Below are 20,658 nucleotides of genomic sequence, written 5' to 3'. Positions count from 1 at the left end.
ATGATTGAAGTTCAACATCTCAACCTCGCGTTTGGCGAGGGGGAGAAGCGTAACCAGGTGCTGTATGACGTCAGTTTCCACGTTAAGCCCGGCGAGATCTACGGTCTGGTAGGAGAGTCCGGTTCCGGTAAAACGACGGTGCTCAAGTGCCTGGCGGGGCTGTTTACCCACTGGCAGGGGGAACTGACCATCGATGCTCAGCCCTTAGGGCATGAAATTAGCCGCGAGCGCTGCCGTCAGGTGCAGATGGTATTTCAGGACCCCTACGGATCGCTGCATCCCCGTCACACCATTGGCGATATCCTCGAAGAGCCGCTGCAGATCCATCGTATCAACGACCGCGACCGGCGGATCAATGTGCTGCTGGATAAAGTTGGCCTCAACCGCGCCTTTCGCGAGCGCTATCCGCATCAGCTCTCCGGCGGGCAGCGGCAGCGCGTGGCGATAGCCAGAGCGCTGATTCTTGAGCCTCAGGTGCTGCTGCTGGATGAGCCGACGTCGGCGCTGGATGTGTCGGTGCAGGCTGAGATCCTTAACCTGCTGGCAGAATTGCAGCGGGAGGCTAAGCTCACTTACCTGATGGTCACCCACGATCTTGGGGTTATTGCCCACTTATGCCAGAAAGTGGCGGTGATGCAGTACGGGAAGATCCTCGAAACCCTGACGGTCGATGCGCTGGTCAGCGGCCAGGCGCAGACGGCCTATACGCAGATGCTGGTTAACGCCAGTCGGCAATATACGCGCGAAATGGCGCGTGAGGTGGCGGAATACTAAGCTTTATGGCGCATTGTCTCACGGCAGATGCGCCCATTTTAATAGGTAACTATTTGATGTTATAGGTTTTTTGTGGTTGTAGGTATCGTCTATTAATGTAAGCGCGTTGTTTGGATCGATATCCTGCCTAGGTTTTTCCTGCAGCCGCAGGTGCCGTTTTACCTTAACATTCAGAGGCTCAATCAACGAACCCGGCTGCTGTATACCAGCCGGGCACCGTCTTTGCTTTGCGAAGCCTGATCAGCGTAGCAGCGGGCAGTCGGGCGGCAGCCGGCAGCGCAGGGCCGCCGGTAACAGCTCCATACGGAAGGTTTTTCCGCTGAGCGGCTCGCCGTCGAGGTTAAACGTCATCTCATGGGGGGCGGTGATCTCAAACCAGGAGGAGACGCCGTCGACAATATTCGGCGAGTTTTCCGGATTCGCCAGGGTGCTGAAGAGGGCAGGGATCAGCTCTTCGCCGGTGAAAATGCGCAGATGCAGCAGACCATCGTTAATCAACGCCTCCGGACATAGCTGCTGGCCGCCGCCCGCCTGGCGGCCGTTGCCGATGCCGATGACCAGCGCATCGCCCTGCCAGTGAAAGTTCTCCCCGCGGATCTCGCAGCGGTCCGGCTTCAGGGTATCCATGCGCATCAGGCCGTGGATTAAATAAGAGACACCGCCAAGCGCGGCTTTAAGCTTTTCCGGCGTTTCGGTGGTGATCCGGGTGCCGAACCCGCCGGTCGCCATATTAATAAAGCCGGTCTTATCATTAACCCGGGCGATATCTATCGGCACATCGCGACCGACGATCGCCAGCTTGAGGGCGCTGGCCAGATCCTGTGGAATACCGACGCTGGTGGCGAAGTCGTTGGCCGTGCCCAGCGGTAAAATCCCCAGCGCCATGTTGCTGCCGCGCTCCACCAGCGCGGTCGCCACTTCATTAATCGTGCCGTCGCCGCCGCCGGCGATCACCGTTTCAACGTTCAGCTGCAGGGCTTCATCGATAAACCGCGCGGCATCGCCCTTTTCCCAGGTCACGCGGACGTGAATATCAATCCCTTCATCGCGTAACAGGTTAACCGCTTCGCGTAGCTGCGGTTCATTGGCACCTTTGCCGTTAAGGATCAGTAAGCTGGCAGGAAACGTAGACATCATCAAGGGAACCTTTATTGCTCAATGTTGCATAAAGTGTACCGCATGACGCAAGTGAAGGCCGGAAGAGAGGCAAAAAAATAAGCCCGCGTAAGGGAGATTACGCAGGCTAAGGAGGTGGTTCCTGGTACAACTAGCATTTATGGGTTATGTTTTTCAGCGAAATGGATGATACCTGTTTCGATCGAAACGGTATGTGATCCGATTCTAATATCCTTACATCGTGAAAAAATAACGCAAATTAACTAGTTACCGTGCGGGTTTCTGGTTGTCTGACCAGTAAAGTTGCGCATCAGCAGCGCATACTGCAGGGGCAGGTCGTCCGGCACAGGCAACCATACGGTATAGCCGTCGCCCGGGGCCACCGGCATGGCTTCGCCTTTGCCATTTACCATATGCTCGAGGGTGAAGTTGACGTTACCCTGCGGAGTCATCAGTTCAAGGCTGTCGCCAACGCTGAACTTATTTTTGACCGCCACTGCCGCCAGCGGGCCGTTCCGCTCCCCGGTGAATTCGCCGACAAACTGCTGGCGTTCGGAGAGGGAGTAGCCATATTCGTAGTTCTGGTAATCGTCATGGGTATGGCGGCGCAGGAAGCCTTCGGTGTACCCGCGATGGGCCAGCCCCTCAAGGGTTTCCAGCAGGCTGGTATCGAACGGTTTGCCGGCGGCGGCATCATCGATCGCCTTGCGGTAAACCTGGGCGGTGCGCGCGCAGTAGTAGAAGGATTTGGTGCGGCCTTCGATCTTCAGCGAGTGAACGCCCATCTGGGTCAGACGCTCAACGTGGGCGATAGCCCGCAGATCTTTCGAGTTCATGATGTAGGTGCCGTGCTCATCTTCGAAGGCGGTCATGTACTCGCCCGGACGTTTGGCTTCCTCGATCATAAAGACTTTATCGGTCGGCGCGCCAATGCCGAGGGTTGGCTCCACGGTCTGCACCGGAATCGGCTCATATTTGTGAACGATGTTGCCGACGTCGTCCTCTTTACCTTCCGCCACGTTGTATTCCCAGCGGCAGGCGTTGGTGCAGGTTCCCTGATTCGGGTCGCGCTTGTTGATATACCCGGAGAGCAGGCAGCGGCCGGAGTAGGCCATGCACAGCGCGCCGTGGACGAAAATCTCAATTTCCATCTCCGGCACCTGGCGGCGGATCTCTTCGATTTCATCCAGCGACAGTTCACGCGACAGGATCACGCGGGTGAGGCCCATCTGCTGCCAGAATTTGACCGTCGCCCAGTTGACGGCGTTGGCCTGCACCGAAAGATGGATCGGCATATCCGGAAAGTTTTCCCGCACCAGCATGATTAAACCCGGATCGGACATGATCAGCGCGTCCGGACCCATCTCCACCACCGGCTTCAGATCGCGAATAAACGTTTTCAGCTTGGCGTTATGCGGGGCGATGTTGACCACCACATAGAATTTTTTACCCAACGCGTGGGCTTCATTGATGCCGAGCTGCAGATTTTCGTGATTGAATTCGTTGTTACGCACGCGCAGCGAGTAGCGCGGCTGGCCGGCATAAACGGCATCGGCGCCATAGGCGAAAGCGTAACGCATATTCTTCAGCGTTCCCGCCGGGGAAAGGAGTTCTGGTTTAAACATGGTGTTCTCGTTCTGATGACAGGTCAGATTCGCCGCACCTGGTGCGGCGAGTTGGGGAGTGTCCCCACATTAAGGGCGGGCATTGTAGCGCCGCGGCGAAGGGGAGTAAATATCAGATGGGTATCTTTCAGTATGGCTAATTTGTTTGCCATTTTGAACCTGGGCAGTGCTCACACTGACAGCGCTCATAACGCCTGGTGGGATAGACTCTATGGAGTTTCCCGGGTTGCGGCGTAAACGCCTTACCCGGGCTACGGATTGCAGAGGGCGGTGGACTTGTAGCCCGGCTAAGCGCAGCGCGAGCCGGGAAAAGGCTCACTACGCCAGCCGACAGGCGTCGGCTTCCCAGCGGTAGCCAACCCCGTACACGGCGCGGATGAACGACTGTTCGGCGTCCAGCGCCTCCAGCTTGCGCCGCAGGTTTTTGATGTGGCTGTCAATGGTGCGGTCGGTCACTACCCGATAGTCGTCATACAGATGGTTGAGCAACTGTTCGCGGGAGAAGACCTTCCCCGGCTCCTGGGAGAGGGTTTTCAGCAGCCGGAACTCGGCGGGGGTGAGGTCCAGCAGCTTGTCGCGCCACGAGGCCTGAAAACGGCCCTCGTCGACAATCAGCGGACTCTGCGCGTCCAGCGCCTGCAGGTCGCGCTGCGGCTTGCAGCGGCGGAGAATGGTTTTCACCCGGGCGACCACTTCCCGCGGGCTATAGGGCTTGCAGATATAGTCGTCGGCGCCAATCTCCAGCCCCAGCAGGCGGTCGATCTCTTCGATTTTCGCCGTCACCATCACCACCGGAACGTCGGAGAAGCGGCGAATTTCGCGGCACAGCGTCAGGCCGTCGGTACCGGGCAGCATCAGATCCAGCAGGATCAGGTGCGGCGGAGTCTGGCGAACGTAGGGCAGGACCTTGTCGCCATGGTTAATCAGCGTAGGCGCATAGCCGGCGGCCTGCAGATAATCAATCAGCAGCTGGCCGAGCTTGGGTTCATCTTCCACGATAAGAATGCGCGGGGTGTTTTCATCTACAGGCAATTCAGTCATACGTCTCTCGGTAAATCATGTTCCAGAGGTAACTCAACTTTAATGCTAACCCCGCCAAAAGGCGAATGGTCGGCACGCAGGGTGCCGCCGTGGGCCGCTACGATATTGAGGCAAATCGCCAGCCCAAGGCCGGAGCCGCCGCTGGCGCGGTTGCGCGATCCTTCTGCCCGGTAAAAGCGCTCGCACAGGCGGGCCAGCTGCTCATCGCTGACCCCGGGGGCGCTGTCGGCGAAGTCGATCACCAGCATCCGTCCGCTGCGGCGGGCGGTGATGTGCAGGCTGCCGCCGCTGTCGGTATAGCGCAGGCTGTTTTCCAGCAGATTGTTAAAGAGCTGCATCAGGCGGTCGCGGTCGCCGAAGATCATCGCCTGCTCCGGGAGCGACACCTGGATGCTCAGCTGCCGGCCGGCGAAGCGCTCGCGAAAAGCGCCTGCAGCCACCTCCAGCAGGGTGATGATATCCAGCGAGGTTTTCTGGTAGGCCAGCGCTCCCTCATCGGACATCGACAGCTGATGGAGATCGTCTACCAGCTTGGTGAGGGTGGCCACTTCAGCCTGCAGAGAGGGAATGGATTCAGGGGTAAAACGCCGGACCCCGTCCTGAATCGCCTCCAGCTCGCCGCGCAGCACCGCCAGCGGGGTACGCAGTTCATGGGAGATATCGGCCATCAGATCGCGACGCATCTGCTGGTTGCGCTCCAGGGTGCTGGCGAGCTGGTTAAAATCCTGCGCCAGGCGGCCGAGCTCATCGCCGCCGGTCACCGTCACGCGGGTGGAAAAGTCGCCCGCCGCCAGCTTATGGGTGCCTTCCACCAGCCGTTTCACCGGCGCCAGCAGGCCGCGGGCCAGCGGGAAGGTGGCCAGCGCGGCAAGCAGGGTGGCGAGGGCGACAATCAGCCAGCTGGTGCGCTTCTGCTGCCGGTCAAAGTTAATGTCGGTATTGCGGGTTAGCCGCTCCACCGGCGAGGCGATCACTCTGCCTACCTCCACGCCGTTGACCATAATGCTGCGCTGGCTGCCGTCCTCCGGCACGCGCTCGCGGGGGCCCACCAGCACCCGGCCAGACTGATCGACCACCCAGAACATGGTGCGCCAGCCGTGGGGCGGCATTTCCGGCCTCGGGCGCGGGCCGTCAGGGGGACCATCCGGCGGCGGCCCATCGGGACCGGCGTCCGGCGCGTCCATCGCCCCCGGCTTCATGGCGTGCCCCGGCGGCGAGCGGTCGTCATTATCCCGTTCGAAGGTGCGCAGCAGCTGGAAGATAAAGCGGTCATTGTTGCGCAGAAACGCCCAACTGCCGTGCTGGGCATACTGCTCGCTCAGCGCGTCGCTAAGCATGGTTAACCGCTGCTCATTGCCGCGCTTGATGTAATCGATAAACCCGCGTTCGAAACTGATGCGCACCGCCCAGTGCATGCTGATCAGCAGCACGATGCAGGTGGCGAAAATAGCGAGGAACAGCTTGCCGGTAATGCCCGGGCGCCAAAATTTCACGATCCACTCCTGTTGCGTCGACGGATGACGGTATTGCTGCCGACGTCATCCGGTACCCGGGAAAAGATGAGCGCCGGCAGGGCGATGATCGCCGCCATGCTCAGATAGGTATAGAGAAAGACCTGATGGGTGCCGGCGGCGTCGAGGCTCAGATGCTGCTGGCCGTACAGCCCCAGCAGCAGCCCGGCGATGGTCACGCCAATACTCATCGACAGCTGCATCACCATCGACAGCAGGCTGTTGCCGCTGCTGGCCAGATCGTCCGGGAGATCTTTCAGGGTCAGGGTATTCATCGACGAGAAGCGGCTGGCGTTGATCATCCCCTGCAGAAACAGGATCAGCGGCAGCGCGTAATACCAGCCCGCCAGGGCGCAAAACATAAACAGCAGGCTGACCGCCGCCAGCCCCAGAGTGCTGGCGACCAGCACCCGACGGTAGCCGAAGCGGTTGACCACCTGGACCACGATCCGCTTCATCCCCATGCTGCCGAGCACCATCGGGATCATCATCAGCCCGGCGTGGAAGGGGCTAAAACCGAGGCCGATCTGCAGAAACACCGGGGTCATAAACGGCAGCATGCCGCTGCCGATGCGCCCGGCGAAGCTGCCGCCGAGGCCAAGGGAGAAGGTGCGGTTGCGAAACAGGTTAAGGCTGAACAGCGCCCGGGCGTTACCGCGAGCGTGCCACAGGTAGAGCAGCAGGGCGGCGAGGCCGACGGCCACCAGTCCCGCCAGCCAGGCGGGGGAAATGCCGAGCCCTTTCTGGCCATCCAGCGCCAGGGTCAGGGTCGCCATCCCGGCCGCCAGCAGCACAAAGCCGGCGAGATCGAAGCGTCGGGTCTGCATGGTGTAGTTGGGCATCAGGCAGAGGGTGGCGATGGCGCCGACGATCCCCACCGGGATGTTAATGAGGAAGATCCAGTGCCAGGAGGCGTACTCCACCAGCACCCCGCCCAGCGCCGGGCCGAGCAGCGGGCCGATCTGGCCCGGCAGGGTAACGAAGGTCATCGCTGCCATGTACTGATCGCGCGGGACGATCTTCATCACCGTCAGGCGGCCGACCGGCACCATCATCGCGCCGCCGATACCCTGCAGCACCCGCGCCATCACCAGCTGGTCAAGGGTGCTGGCCTGGGCGCAAAACAGCGATCCAGCGGTAAACAGCACGATGGCGGTAAAGAAAATATTGCGCACCCCGACCCGGTCGGCCAGCCAGCCGCTGGCCGGCAGCATCACCGCCACCGTCAGGACATAGGAGACGATGATCATATGCATATGCAGCGGACTCTCCCCGAGGCTTTTGGCCATCGAGGGGAGGGCGGTGTTGACGATGGTGGTGTCCAGCGACTGCATAAAGAAGCCGAACGCCACTATCCATAGCTGCCAGCGCACGCTGGCCGGGAGGTCTGTCATCTTATTCGCTTACCGGTTGAGTGGAATGACGCGAAAAACGCAGCCGCAAACGGTCAAAGAAAAGATAGACCACCGGCGTGGTGTAGAGCGTTAACAGCTGGCTCATCACCAGGCCGCCGACGATAGTGATCCCCAGCGGCTGGCGCAGTTCGGAGCCGTCGCCGCCGGAGAGCACCAGCGGCAGGGCGCCGAACAGCGCGGCGAGGGTGGTCATCATAATCGGCCGGAAACGCAGCAGACAGGCCTGGAAAATCGCCTCTTCCGGCGTCAGGTTGCCGGTGCGCTGCGCCTCAAGGGCAAAATCAACCATCATGATGGCGTTTTTCTTCACGATGCCAATTAATAACATGATCCCGATAAGGGCGATTAGGCTGAACGGGGCATCGAATATCTCCAGCGCCAGCAGCGCGCCCACCCCGGCGGAGGGTAGCGTCGAAAGGATGGTCAACGGATGTACATAGCTCTCGTAGAGCATCCCCAGCACGATATAGACCGTGGCAATGGCCGCGAGGATCAGGATCACCTGCGCGTTCATGGTCTGCTGGAACACCTGAGCGGTACCGGCAAAGGAGCCACGTACGGTGGACGGCACCCCGAGCTGGGTCATCGCGCGGTTAATCGCCTCGCTGGCTTCCGACAGCGAGCGGCCGGTGGGCAGGTTAAAGGAGATTGTGGACGCCGCCGACAGCCCCTGGTGGTTCACCGACAGCGGGGCGTTGGCCGGCTGCCATTTGGCGAAGTAGGCCAGCGGGATCGGCTTGCCCTCGCTGTTGATGACAAACATCTTATCCAGGGCGCTGACGTCCTGGGTGTAGGCCGGATCCACCTCCATCACCACCTTGTACTGGTTAAGCGGCTGGTAGATGGTGGAGATCTGCCGCTGGCCGAAGGCGTTGTTCAGCAGGTTGTTAGCGTCCTGAACGCTGATGCCGAGGCGCGACATGGTATCCCGGTCATAGACCAGGTCCATTTCGGCGCCATTGTCCTGCTGATCCGAGTTGACGTCCGCCAGCTCAGGCAGCGCCGCCAGCGCTTTGCGGATCTTCGGCTCCCACTCGCGCAGCGCCGACAGGTCATCGGACAGCAGGGTGTACTGATAGCTGGCGTTCGACTGCCGGCCGCCGACGCGGATATCCTGCACCGCCATCAGGAACAGGTTAGCCCCGGGCTCGTTGGCCAGCTTTTTGCGCAGCCGGTCAATCACCTGCTGCGCCGTCTCGTGGCGCTGGTCGCGCGGCTTGAGGGTGATAAACATCATCCCGCTGTTGACCCGCGAGCCGCCGGTAAATCCGGTGACGTTATCCACCGCCGGATCTTCGCGAATGATTTTCATAAAGTCCTGCAGCTTGCCGCGCATCGCCTGAAAGGAGATGCTCTGGTCGGCCTGAATGCCGCCCATCAGCACGCCGGTGTCCTGCTCCGGGAAGAAGGTTTTCGGGATCGAGATATAGAGCCAGACGCTGAGGGCGATGGTGCCCAGCACCACCAGGCCGGTCAGGCGGCTGTGCTTCAGCACCCATTTTAACGATTTACCATAGCCGCCCTGTACAGCCACCAGCAGGCGGCCAAAGCCGCGGTTGCGCGTCGGCTGGTGGGGTTTGCCGCTTTTCAGCAGCCAGCCGCACATCATCGGCGTCAGGGTGAGGGAGACCGCCAGCGAGATGCCGATCGCCACCGACAGGGTGACGGCGAACTCGCGCAGCAGGCGGCCGGGCAGGCCGCCCATCAGCAGCAGCGGCAGAAACACCGCCACCAGCGACAAGCTCATCGACAGGACGGTAAAGCCGACCTCGCGGCTTCCCTGCAGCGCCGCCTGCAGCGGTTTCATCCCCGCCTCCAGATGGCGGGAGATATTCTCCAGCACCACGATGGCGTCATCCACCACGAAGCCGGTGGCGATAGTCAGGGCCATCAGCGACAGGTTATTGAGGCTGAAACCGCATAAGTACATCGCGGCGAAGGTGCCGATTAAGGAAACCGGAACGGCGACGGCGGGGATCAGCGTGGCGCGTCCGGAGCGCAGGAACAGGAACACCACCAGGATCACCAGCGCCACCGAAATCACCAGCGTCTGCTCCACCTCCTCCAGCGAGGCGCGGATGGTCGGCGAGCGATCCTGGGCGATCTGCAGGTCGATGGCCGCCGGGATGGTCTGCTGTAGCTCCGGCAGGCGGGCGCGGATGCTGTCCACCGTCTGAATGATATTGGCTTCCGGCAGTTTGCGGATCATCAGCAGGATCGCCGGCTTGGCGTTGGTCATCCCGGCGTTGCGCACGTCCTGCACCGAATCTGAGACGGTGGCAACATCCCCCAGCCGCACCGCGGCGCCATTCTGGTAGTGGACGATCAGCGGCTGATAGTCGGCGGCGGTCTTCAGCTCATCGTTGGTATGCACCTGCCAGCGGTGGGCGCTGTCCTCCAGCGCCCCCTGCGGCTTGCGCACGTTGGCGTCGCTGATGGCGGTGCGCACCGCGTCCAGCGACACGCCCTGGTTGAACAGCGCCTGCGGGTTGAGGTCGACGCGCACCGCCGGCAGGGAGCTGCCGCCGACGTCGACATCGCCGACGCCGTCAATCTGCGCGATGGTCTGCGCCAGCTGGGTGGAGGCGAAATCATACAGCTCACCCTGGGAGTAGGTGTCGGAGGTCAGCGTCAGGATCATGATCGGCGCATCCGACGGGTTGGCTTTGCGGTAGGTCGGCCGGCTGGGCATCCCGCTCGGCAGCAGACTTTGCGCGGCGTTGATCGCTGCCTGGACATCGCGCGCCGCGCCGTTGATATCGCGGTCGAAGTTAAACTCGAGAATGATGCGGGTGCTGCCGAGTGAACTGGAGGAGGTCATCTCATTGACCCCGGCAATCCGCCCCAGGGAGCGCTCCAGCGGGGTGGCCACCGACGAGGCCATGGTCTCCGGCGAGGCCCCCGGCAGCGAGGCGCTGACCATAATCACCGGGAAATCGACCTGCGGCAGCGGGGCCACCGGCAGCAGCCGGAAGCCGAGAATGCCGCACAGGGTGATGGCCAGCGAGATGAGGATCGTCGCCACCGGGCGGTAAATGAAGAGGGCGAAAAACTTCACTTACGCCTCCTCTTCCTGACGCGGGAAGCGGCGCTTCAGGTGCAGCGACAGGCGGTCGAACAGCAGATAGATCACCGGGGTGGTGAACAGGGTCAGCACCTGGCTGAGCATCAGGCCGCCAACCATGCCGATCCCCAACGGACGCCGCAGCTCCGCGCCGACGCCGGTGCTCAGCATCAGCGGCAGGGCGCCGAGCAGGGCGGCGAGGGTGGTCATCAGGATCGGTCGGAAGCGGAGCAGACAGGCCTGGTAGATCGCCTCCCGCGGCGGCATGCCCTGCTCGCGCTCGGCGGCCAGCGCGAAGTCGATCATCATGATGGCGTTCTTCTTCACGATGCCGATCAGCAGAATGATGCCGATGATGGCGATCACGTCCAGCTCGCTGCCCGCCAGCCACAGCGCCAGCAGCGCCCCGACCCCGGCCGTGGGCAGAGTGGAGAGAATGGTGATCGGATGGATAAAGCTCTCATATAGCACCCCCAGGACGATATACATCGCCACCACCGCGGCCACGACCAGCCAGACGGTGCTGCCCAGCGCCGACTGGAAGGCCAGCGAGCTGCCCTGGAACTGAGTGCGAATATCGCTCGGGAAATCCAGCGACTGTTCGGCGGTGAGGATTGCCTCTACCGCTTCGCCCAGCGAGTAGTTGTCCGGAACGTTAAACGAGATGGTGGTCACCGGGAACTGATCGAGGTGGTTCACCGACAGCGGGGTAAAGCGCTGCTCCACCGTGGCGATGGCGGTCAGCGGCACGATGCCGCCGTCGCTGCTGGTCAGGCGGATATTATCCAGCGCCGCCAGGCCCGGGGTCGCCTCGGTATCCTGCTCTAGCACCACGCGATACTGATTCGCCTGGGTGTAAATGGTGGAGATCAGCCGCTGGCCGAAGGCGTTGTACAGCGCGTTATCGACATCGGCCATCGAGATGCCGAGGCGGCTGGCGCTGTCCCTGTCCACCTTGATATAGGCGGCCAGGCCTTTGTCCTGCCAGTCGCTGCTGACGTCGGCCAGCTGCGGCTGGGCCTGCAGGCGACTGAGCAGCGGCGGCACCCAGGTGCTCAACGCCTCGAGGGAGTTCGCCTGCAGAGTGAACTGGTACTGGGTGCGACTCACCGTGGTGTCGATGGTCAGATCCTGGGTCGGCTGCAGATAGAGCGCCACGCCCGGGACACCGGCCACCGCCTGCTGCAGACGGCTAATCACCGTCTGGACGCGGTCGTCGCGTTCATCCAGCGGCTTGAGGTTGATCTGCAGGCGGGCGCTGTTCAGCGCCGGGTTGGTGCCGTCGACGCCGACGAACGAGGTCAGGCTCTCCACCGCCGGATCCTTGAGAATAATGTCGGAAACCTGCTGCTGGCGCTGGGCCATACTGGCGAAGGAGACCGACTGCGGCGCCTGGAGGGTGCCCTGGATAATGCCGTTATCCTGGATCGGGAAAAAGCCTTTCGGGATAAAGACCCACAGGAGGATCGACAGCGCCAGGGTGCTCAGGGCGACGCCGAGCGTCAGCCAAGGATGGTTCAGCACCCGGCTCAGCCAGCGGCCATAGACGGCGATCACCCGGTCAAAGAAGCGCTCGCTGGCCCGCGAGAAGCGGTTCTGCTTACGCAGCGATTCGTGGCTTAACATGCGGGCGCACATCATCGGCGTCAGGGTCAGGGAGACCACCGCCGAGATCAGGATGGCGACGGCGAGGGTAACGGCGAATTCGCGGAACAGGCGGCCGACGATATCGCCCATAAACAGCAGCGGGATCAGCACCGCGATCAGCGAGAAGGTGAGGGAGATGATGGTGAAGCCGATTTCTCCCGCGCCTTTCAGCGCAGCGGCCAGCGGCTTCTCGCCTTTCTCGATATAGCGCGAGATGTTCTCGATCACCACGATGGCGTCATCCACCACAAAGCCGGTGGCGATGGTCAGGGCCATCAGCGTCAGGTTGTTGATCGAGAAGTCGAGGAACACCATCACCGCGAAGGTGCCCACCAGCGACAGCGGCACCGCGACGCCGGGAATAATGGTCGCCGGCACGTTGCGCAGGAACAGGTAGATGATCATCACCACCAGGGCGATGGCCAGCATCAGCTCAAACTGGGTGTCGCGCACCGAGGCGCGGATGTTGGTGGTCCGGTCGGAGAGAACCTGCACCTTCACCGATTTCGGCAGGCTCTCGGTAAGCTGCGGCAGCATCTGGCGAATGCTGTCGGCGGTGTCGATAATGTTGGCCCCCGGCTGGCGCTGGACGTTCATCACGATCGCCCGCTGCTGGTTGGCCCACGCCCCGAGCCAGCTGTTTTCGGCCCCTTGTTCGACGCTGGCGACATCGCCGAGCCGGATCGGCGCCCCGTTCTGATAAGCGATAATCAGGCGGCGGTAATCCTCAGCGGACTGCATCTGATCGTTAGCGGAAAGCGTTACCGCGCGGGCCGGGCCGTCGAGGCTGCCTTTCGCCGAGTTAACGTTGGCGCTGGTGATGGCGGTGCGCACGGTTTCGCTGGTCAGGCCGAGGGCGGCGATGGCCTGGGCGTTAAGCTTCACCCGCACCGCCGGGCGCTGGCCGCCGGCGAGGGTCACCAGACCGACGCCGGAAACCTGAGAGATCTTCTGCGCCACCCGCGTCTCCACCATATCCTCTACCTGGGTCATCGGGATCGCGGAGGAGGTAACGGCGAGGGTCATGATCGGCGGATCCGCCGGGTTCACCTTGCTGTAGACCGGCGGGTTGGGTAGATCGTTCGGCAGCAGGTTGGTGGCGGCGTTGATGGCCGCCTGCACTTCCTGCTCGGCAACGTCCAGCGGCAGGGTCAGCTGGAACTGGAGCGTGACGACCGAGGCGCCGCCGGAACTTTGCGATGACATCTGCTTAAGCCCGGACATCTGGCCGAACTGGCGTTCCAGCGGGGCGGTGATGGCGGAGGTCACCACGTCCGGGCTGGCGCCCGGATAGAGGGTGACTACCTGAATGGTCGGGTAATCCACCTCCGGTAACGCGGAGACCGGCAGAAAGCGGTAGCCGATGATCCCGGCTAACAGGATCGCCACCATCAGCAGAGTGGTGGCCACCGGACGCATAATAAACAGCCGGGACGGGCCGCCAGTGCGGCCTGGGGGTAACACCTGCATCAGGAACGCGCTCCGTGTTTACCGCTCTGGCGCGGGGCGGGCTGCGCCTGCTCGCTGCCGCTGGCGGTGACAACTTCCACCTTCGCCCCCTCGGTCAGGCGGTCAATCCCGTCGGTGACCACGCGATCCCCGGCGGAAAGCCCGGCGCTGATGACCACTTTCTGGCTGTCCTGGATCCCCGGGGTGACGCTGTGTTTGCTGACCTTATTCTCATCGTTCAGCACCCATACAAAATGCCCTTCGTTGCCCATCTGCAGGGCGGCGGCAGGGATGACTACCGCGTTCTGCTGGGTGTCCACCAGCAGGCGGGCGTTAACGAACTGGTTGGGAAACAGGGCGTCGTCCAGATTGCTGAAGCGCGCCTTCAGCTTGATGGTCCCGGTGGTCGCATCGATCTGGTTGTCGAGGCTCAGCAGCTCCCCGACGCTGATTTTCTGCTTATTGGTGCGGTCCCAGGCTTCGACGCTGAGCGCTTTACCCGCTTTCTGCGCCTGCACCACCGTGGCGATGCTGTTTTCCGGCAGGGTAAAGACCACGTCGATCGGATGCGTCTGGGTGAGAACCACAATCCCGGTGGTATCCCCGCTGGAAATTTGGTTGCCGATATCCACCTGCTTTAAGCCGACGCGGCCGTCGATCGGCGCGGTAATGCGCGTCCAGTCGAGCTGCAGCTGGGCGCTGGCGACGGCTGCTTCATCGGCTTTTACGGTGCCAGCGGATTCCACCACCAGCGACTGCTGGGTGTCGAGCTCCTGGCGGGAGACGAGATTGGTTTTCACCAGCTGCTGGTAACGGGCGAGATCGCGGCGGGCATTCGCCAGAGTGGCGTTATCTTTCGCCAGCTGACCCTGCGCCTGGGCGAGGGCGACTTTAAACTGGCTGGGATCGATCTGCGCCAGCAGATCGCCGGCTTTGACCTGCTGACCCTCCTGGAAGTGAAGGCTAAGCAGCTGGCCGTCGACCCGGCTGCGCACGGTGACGGTATTGGCTGCCGTCACGGTACCCAGCCCGGTGAGATAGCGCGGGACCGCTTGTTCGGTCGCGGTGGCGGCCTGCACCGGCGCCAGCGCGCCGCCAAAGCGGCCATGGCGCGCGCCACCCGGCCCCTGCGGACCCTGCCCGGCGGCGGGCGTCCCGCTGCCGCTCGTTCCACGATCGTGCCAGAACCAGTAGGCGGCCCCGGCGATAATCACTACCGCCAGCGCGGCGCCCCAACGACGTATGTTACTGCCTTTCATTAGTTTACGGTCTCATCCTGAAGCGTTTCGCTGAATGATACTAGTTTAGTGAGGGAAGGGGCCGTAAAAATGGAGGAATTATGAAAAGAAGGTTGAGAAATGTCTGGATAACGGCGGCGACGCCGGGCGTTCTCGCCGCTGATTTCCGGTGTGATATCAACTTTTAGTTTAAAAAAGCAAAAAATAGTTGTATCCGCGGGGGCTTTAATTAGATTTATGCGGTGAATAAATCAGTGCATTCTCATAATAATAAAATATGCACTTAAAAATCAACGTGTTAAATAATCAGGGGTCATTGCTGTGGCAAACGCAAACAAACTCACGCTCTTCATCGTCGTTTTTATGCTGATGGGGATCCTCTCCGGCGCGGCTATCCATGCCTACGCGACGCCGACTACTATCTCCGCCTGGGCAGACAACATCACGCTGCTGACCGATCTGTTTCTGCGCTTAATCAAAATGGTTATCGCGCCCTTGGTGTTCAGCACCCTGACGGTCGGGATCATGCGTCTCGGCGAGACGGCGACCATCGGCCGGGTGGGCGGTAAGGCGATGGTGTGGTTTATCACTTCATCGGTATTATCCATTCTCGTCGGGCTGGTGATCGTCACCTTCCAGCACCCGGGCGCCGGGCTGAACCTGACGGTACCGAAAGAGGCGGTGGATACCGGCCTGGCGGTCAGCGGCATGACCCTGAAAGGGTTCCTGTCGCATACCATCCCTACCAGCATCACCGAGGCGATGGCCAACAACGAGATCCTGCAGATCGTGGTGTTCTCGATGTTCTTTGGCATCGCCGGCGCGTCGCTGGGCGAGAAGTTTAATGCTCCGCTGGTGGCGGCCCTTAACGTGGTGTCGCACATTATGCTGAAGGTGACCGGCTATGTGATGTACGTTGCGCCGCTGGCCATCTTCGCCGCCATCTCGTCGGTGATTGCCTCGCAGGGGTTGGGGATTTTACTCAACTACGCTTCGTTCATCGGCGGTTATTACCTGGCGGTGCTGTTGACCAGCGCGGTGCTGATTGCCGTCGGCTATATGGTGCTGAAGAAAGAGGTCTTCCGTCTGCTGAACATGCTGAAAGATCCGGTGCTGGTAGCCTTTACCACCAGCAGCTCGGAGGCGGCCTATCCGAAGACCCTCGAACGGCTGGTGAAGTTTGGGTGCTCGCGCAATATCGTCTCGTTCGTTCTGCCGATTGGCTACTCGTTTAATCTCGTCGGCTCGATGGTCTACTGCTCCTTCGCCGCGATGTTTATCGCCCAGGCCTACAACGTGCCGCTGAGCTTCAGCGAGATTACGGTCATGATGTTGACCCTGATGCTGGCCTCGAAAGGCATCGCCGGGGTACCGCGCTCGGCGCTGGTGGTGCTGGCGGCCACTATCCCCAGCTTCCATATCCCGGTTGCCGGGATCCTGCTGCTGATGGGCATCGACCATTTCCTCGATATGGGGCGCTCCGCCATCAACGTACTGGGTAACGGCATCGCCACCGCTATGCTGTCGAAAAACGAAGGTCTGCTGACCGACGAGGAAGGGCAGCCGGACTGGCAAGTGGAGAAAGTGGAAGCCTGATCCTGCCGCGCCCTCGCGCAGAGGGCGCCATTCCACGCCGAAAAAAGACCCCTGACAGGCACGTCAGGGGCAATGTGACGAAGTATCAGTTTTCCTCGTAAATAGTCTTTTTTCTTATATAAAGGCGCGCGGTAACGTCTTTATACCGAGGAAGCGTCAGAGTTTAACGTTATGTCTGGCAGCGCTGGCGCTTTTTTAGCATCCTGTGGCTATTTTCGGATTTACGACAATATCGCCAGGCGAATATCTTATTCTCTTCTGCTCGCTATTTACCTACCAGCGCTCTCGTAACAGATTCATAAACTGGAAAAAGTCATGGTTATTATTCAGACTGTATTTTTCCATAATCTTATTTTTATGATAGGCGGCGGTACGGGGACTGACGCGCTGCAGAGCGGCGATTTTACTCATATCCATCCCTTCGAGAATACCGTGCACCACGGCGGTCTGCGAGCGCGACAGCACGCGGTGCGGGCAGCTGGCGCAGCTGAGTTCCCGACCCGCGGCGTCGGTGGCTGACGGGCTCATACAATGCTGGAGCTCGCTTTTAATGATCGTCAGCAGTTGCGGAATACTGGCGGTTTTTAGCGAAACAAAAATAACCCCTTTCAGGCAGTTAATCATGAAATCATCTTCCGGCAACTGGTCGTAGCTGTGGAGGATAATCAGCGAGCTGCCTTTTTTCCTGTTTTTAATCAGCGTATTGCACAGGTAGATTTCGCCGGGGATCACTTCGCAAATGATGATATCTTCCCCTGACAGGTCATTATTACGCCAGGAAAAACGCGCCCGTATTTCGCCCTGCGTGAGGTCATTGACCATAGCCATCAGCGATTCACGGACAAAGGTATTGCGGGTGTTGATGGTGACATTAATGTTTCTCATGGCGTTATTTCCTTACGCAAAAACATAACGCCATGCTGTGACACATCCTCCGGGCGTATGCGGTGTGTTGACTGTATTAAAGTACCTACAATATGTTTTTATTATTCTACAGTGAATTATTTACGACGCATTGAACGCTTATCGTTAAAGGTAAATTTCTGCCGTCTCCTGTCTTTCAGATAGGAAATAAAACTGTATACAGAGATGCTGAAGAAAAAAATGCATAGCAATAAAACTAACCACGTTTGCATGGCCATTGTTTATACCTTGTTTGTGTTGCATGGTGTCAGAATTTGCCGCGAACGGCTAATACGTTTTGTTATATGCTTTTCTGTCCGATGAAAATCATACGACATCATCCTGATGTAGTAGCACTATAAGAAAGTTCTTAAGGTCATCGTCAGTCTCATTCCTCTCATTTCTCTCAGAAAATGAGAAAAATTAACACTTGCGAGTCATTCATATCCCGCGCGGCCGCCGACATGCCCCGTCGTTCAGGAGATAAAAGCCAGCCCCTTACCAAAGATTGCGCGTACGGGCAGGTGGATCCCCTGCTGGCGAGCCTTGTGGCGCAGGCGGCTAACCACCACGTCGATACGGTGCAGGTCAGGCTCGCTTTCATGGGCAAACAGGCAAGCATGAAGATCCAGTTTGCTACACACTTCGTTGCGATTGCGCATTAAGAGTTCCACCAGGCGATATTCCTGCTGGGTTAATTCCAGCGTCCGGGCGTCTGGGGAGATCAGTTTATCCTCATGCAGACGCCACAGTCCGGTAGCGGGAGCGGGAGCGGGGGCGGCGCTGGCCATCTCTGGCTGCTGAGGGGCCGGCCGATCCTGCTGCAGGCGGGCGCCGAGGGCGGTCAGGGTCTCCGCGAGATGGGCGAAGTTAACCGGCTTGATCAGATAGGCATCGGCCCCGAGGCTCAGCGCCTGCAGTTTATCCTGCTGTTGGCCGCGGGCGCTGACCACCACCAGACCGTAGTGCCCCAGCTCGTGCAGGTAGCTCAGCACGCTGAAGCCATCCTCGCCGGGCAGACCGATATCAATCAGCACGATGTCCACCGGATGGCTGTGCAGTTGCCGCCAGAAGGCCTCAGCGCTCCGCGTCCCCCATACCTCGAAGCCGCGATAGCCCAACCAGGCCAGCAGTTCATCCAGCAGATCGGGGTTATCTTCAATTATCGCCAGCCGTAAAGCCATGCGTCGTTCTCCTCTTAAGCAACCGTGGGGAGGGTGAGAATAAAGGTGCAGCCGTCCGGGCCATGCTCGGCCAGCCACAGTTTGCCATCATGAGCCTGCACGATCTGACGCGCAACATACAGTCCGAGACCGGTGCCGCCCGGCACCGGCGACGTATGTTCCCCGCGGCGATAGCGCTCAAAGATCAGTTCCGCCTGTCCGGCGGGGAGCCCAGGGCCGTAGTCGCGAATGCGCAGCTCTGTTTGCCCGGCATCAGCGTGAATATCGATGGTGATTTCGCCCGGCGGCGAATACTTGACCGCGTTATCCAGCAGGTTAGCGATGGCGATGCACAGCAGACCGGCATCGGCCTGCAGCTGGGGGCTTTCCACCGCGCCGTGATGGCGGATGTTCAGGTAGTGATCATGGGAGATGGCTACCACCGAGGCGGCCATGTTGATCACCGCCAGCAGGGCGGTCTGCTGGCGGTCAACGTGTAGATCGTGGGAGGCGAGGCGCGCGTCGGCGAGGCAGTTATCGGTGAGCTGTACCAGACGGGTGGCGGCGCGGCCGATGCGATCGAAGCGCGCCTCCTGGCTGGCGGAGGCCGCCGAGAGGCGGAGATTCTCCAGCGCCGCCTGGATCACCGCCAGCGGGGTGCGGAATTCGTGCGCCACCATGCCCATAAACTGCCGCTGGTGGAAGCTGGCCTCGCGCTCAATCTGCAGCTCGCGCGCCAGGCGCTGCTTCTGCTCCAGCTGGCGGTTTTCAGCCCGCACCCGCAGGATGGCAATGATCAGCACCGTAATGATGTGGACGATCAGCGCATACTGCCAGAGGGAATAGATCGCCATATGAAACGGGATAATACCGTGGATCGACAGCTGCACCAGCACCGCGGCGGCGACATAGAACGGCGGCAGGAGCCCCAGCAGGAGGGTGTTGCGGTCGATAGCTTTTTTGCGCCACAGCCACCAGGAGGTGAACAGCAACACCGGAGTGATAATGATAAAGATCACTCCTTCAATCTGCATCGCGAGGCCGTAAAAACCCAGCGGAATACTGACCTGCAGCAGCAGGTTGAGCACCACGGCGGCGATCAGCAGCCGGTAAAGCCGCGGCATATTTTTCTTTAAATCGAATATCTCACTGTGCAGCCAGAGGGCGGTGGCATAGCTGAACAGGGAGAGGCTACTGATCATAAAATCCTGGAAGGGCAGCGCGGCGTGGCCGAAGAACCACTCCGGGAAGCCGTGCAGGGCAGCCACCAGCGGATAATTGAGCGAGAAGAAGCAGATGCCCCATAGCAGACGCCGGCGCAGGGCCAGGGCCAGCCACAGCGCCACGCCGCTGGCGACCGCCGCGAGACCAAAATAGAAGCTCCAGAAGGCGGTGTCGGCGGCGGCCCGTTGCACATAGGCCTGCGGCGAAGAGAGCGAGGCCAGCAGGATCAGAGTGCTGGTGCTCTGCAGACGAAAGACTATCTCATAGCCGGCGGCGGTCGGCGGCGGAGGGAGGATCAGCACGCTTTCCCGATAGTGAAGATCGCTCTCGCGGGCCGGGTCGCGGTCGCCAAAGGTACGCGCTGTCCACGGCGCGTCGCTGCCCAGTGGCCGGTAATAGAGAGTCAGGTGGTCGACGAAAGAGGGACCAATCTGCAGCCAGCGCGACTCGTCGGCAAACCAGCTGCCAGGCAGCTCGCTGCGCAGCCACAGGGTTTTGCGTGAATAGCCGAAGGAGGGGATCTGCCGGGTGGTGGCGAGCTGGTCCACGGGCAGGCCGGCAAAGCGATCGATGGTCATCTGGCCGCTGTCGTCCGCGTACCATTCGACGGGGATATCCGTCCCCAGTTGTCGGGGCGCCGCCTGCGCCTGTGGGGCGGCCAGCAGCAAGAGCAATCCGCAGCTGACCAGCCAGCCTGCCAGGAACTGCGGCCGGCAACGCCGGACCGCCGCGAAGATCGCAGACACCCTTTTCAATCACGCCCCCTTGCGGCATGCAAAGATTACTGACCGCAGACGACTGGCTACGGTATGGATAATACGCCCCCGGAAGCGGAGGAAGGTGGACAGGCCTGTCCGGAAGAACAGGCCATTTTGCGTGGGAGACCAGGAAT

The 20,658-nt window shown here is 60.7% G+C and carries 14 protein-coding genes; 2 read left to right on the top strand and 12 right to left on the bottom strand.

Going from position 1 to position 20,658, the window contains the following annotated elements:
• Nucleotides 1–774: an ABC transporter ATP-binding protein gene (locus tag CE636_RS06985; protein WP_004180550.1), complete on the top strand. Its 774-nt coding sequence runs from the start codon at nt 1–3 to the stop codon at nt 772–774.
• A 240-nt stretch (nt 775–1,014) separates the two neighbouring features.
• On the opposite strand, the gene yegS is transcribed toward CE636_RS06985, so the two are convergent.
• The 8 genes from yegS to CE636_RS06945 form a co-directional block, all read right to left on the bottom strand.
• Nucleotides 1,015–1,911, bottom strand: a complete 897-nt coding sequence (yegS, locus tag CE636_RS06980) for a lipid kinase YegS (RefSeq protein WP_017899357.1) — start codon at nt 1,909–1,911, stop codon at nt 1,015–1,017.
• 242 nt (nt 1,912–2,153) lie between these two features.
• Nucleotides 2,154–3,515, bottom strand: coding sequence for a tRNA 5-hydroxyuridine modification protein YegQ (gene yegQ, locus CE636_RS06975; RefSeq protein ID WP_017899358.1), 1,362 nt, complete (start codon nt 3,513–3,515; stop codon nt 2,154–2,156).
• A gap of 318 nt (nt 3,516–3,833) precedes the next feature.
• The gene (gene baeR, locus CE636_RS06970) at nt 3,834–4,556 is read right to left on the bottom strand and encodes a two-component system response regulator BaeR (RefSeq protein WP_004201558.1); all 723 of its coding nucleotides are present in this window, start codon (nt 4,554–4,556) and stop codon (nt 3,834–3,836) included.
• Complete coding sequence (gene baeS / locus CE636_RS06965) at nt 4,553–6,049, bottom strand: two-component system sensor histidine kinase BaeS (RefSeq protein ID WP_017899359.1); 1,497 nt, start codon at nt 6,047–6,049, stop codon at nt 4,553–4,555. The genes baeR and baeS overlap by 4 nt, the downstream gene beginning before the upstream one ends.
• Nucleotides 6,046–7,461, bottom strand: a complete 1,416-nt coding sequence (locus CE636_RS06960; RefSeq protein ID WP_017899360.1) for an MFS transporter — start codon at nt 7,459–7,461, stop codon at nt 6,046–6,048. Before CE636_RS06960 ends, baeS begins: the two co-directional genes overlap by 4 nt.
• A gap of 1 nt (nt 7,462) precedes the next feature.
• The gene (gene mdtC / locus CE636_RS06955; protein WP_004201555.1) at nt 7,463–10,540 is read right to left on the bottom strand and encodes a multidrug efflux RND transporter permease subunit MdtC; all 3,078 of its coding nucleotides are present in this window, start codon (nt 10,538–10,540) and stop codon (nt 7,463–7,465) included.
• A complete protein-coding gene (locus CE636_RS06950; RefSeq protein ID WP_017899361.1) occupies nt 10,541–13,663 on the bottom strand; it encodes an MdtB/MuxB family multidrug efflux RND transporter permease subunit in 3,123 nt (1,040 codons plus the stop codon).
• Nucleotides 13,663–14,901: an MdtA/MuxA family multidrug efflux RND transporter periplasmic adaptor subunit gene (locus CE636_RS06945; RefSeq protein ID WP_004201552.1), complete on the bottom strand. Its 1,239-nt coding sequence runs from the start codon at nt 14,899–14,901 to the stop codon at nt 13,663–13,665. The genes CE636_RS06950 and CE636_RS06945 overlap by 1 nt, the downstream gene beginning before the upstream one ends.
• Before the next feature lie 300 nt (nt 14,902–15,201).
• Between CE636_RS06945 and CE636_RS06940 the strand changes: the two genes are divergently transcribed.
• Entirely contained in the window at nt 15,202–16,476 is a 1,275-nt protein-coding gene (locus tag CE636_RS06940; RefSeq protein WP_017899362.1) for a dicarboxylate/amino acid:cation symporter, read from the top strand.
• A gap of 273 nt (nt 16,477–16,749) precedes the next feature.
• Here CE636_RS06940 and CE636_RS06935 read toward each other — a convergent pair whose 3' ends face one another.
• The 4 genes from CE636_RS06935 to CE636_RS06925 all read right to left on the bottom strand — a co-directional run bounded on the left by CE636_RS06935 (nt 16,750) and on the right by CE636_RS06925 (nt 20,434).
• Nucleotides 16,750–17,361, bottom strand: coding sequence for a helix-turn-helix transcriptional regulator (locus CE636_RS06935; protein ID WP_004201550.1), 612 nt, complete (start codon nt 17,359–17,361; stop codon nt 16,750–16,752).
• 116 nt (nt 17,362–17,477) lie between these two features.
• Complete coding sequence (locus CE636_RS28600) at nt 17,478–17,618, bottom strand: small membrane protein (protein WP_004146563.1); 141 nt, start codon at nt 17,616–17,618, stop codon at nt 17,478–17,480.
• Nucleotides 17,619–17,855: 237 nt separating this feature from the next.
• Nucleotides 17,856–18,563: a response regulator transcription factor gene (locus tag CE636_RS06930; protein ID WP_017899363.1), complete on the bottom strand. Its 708-nt coding sequence runs from the start codon at nt 18,561–18,563 to the stop codon at nt 17,856–17,858.
• A 14-nt stretch (nt 18,564–18,577) separates the two neighbouring features.
• Complete coding sequence (locus tag CE636_RS06925; protein ID WP_025999156.1) at nt 18,578–20,434, bottom strand: sensor histidine kinase; 1,857 nt, start codon at nt 20,432–20,434, stop codon at nt 18,578–18,580.
• Between the last annotated feature and the right edge of the window lie 224 nt (nt 20,435–20,658).

Origin of the sequence: Klebsiella sp. LY, assembly GCF_004010915.1 — a bacterium.
GTDB classification, from domain to species: Bacteria; Pseudomonadota; Gammaproteobacteria; order Enterobacterales; family Enterobacteriaceae; genus Klebsiella; species Klebsiella quasipneumoniae.
The sequence above is the reverse complement of the archived record's forward strand: the minus strand, read 5'-3'. Positions and strand labels throughout refer to the sequence as shown.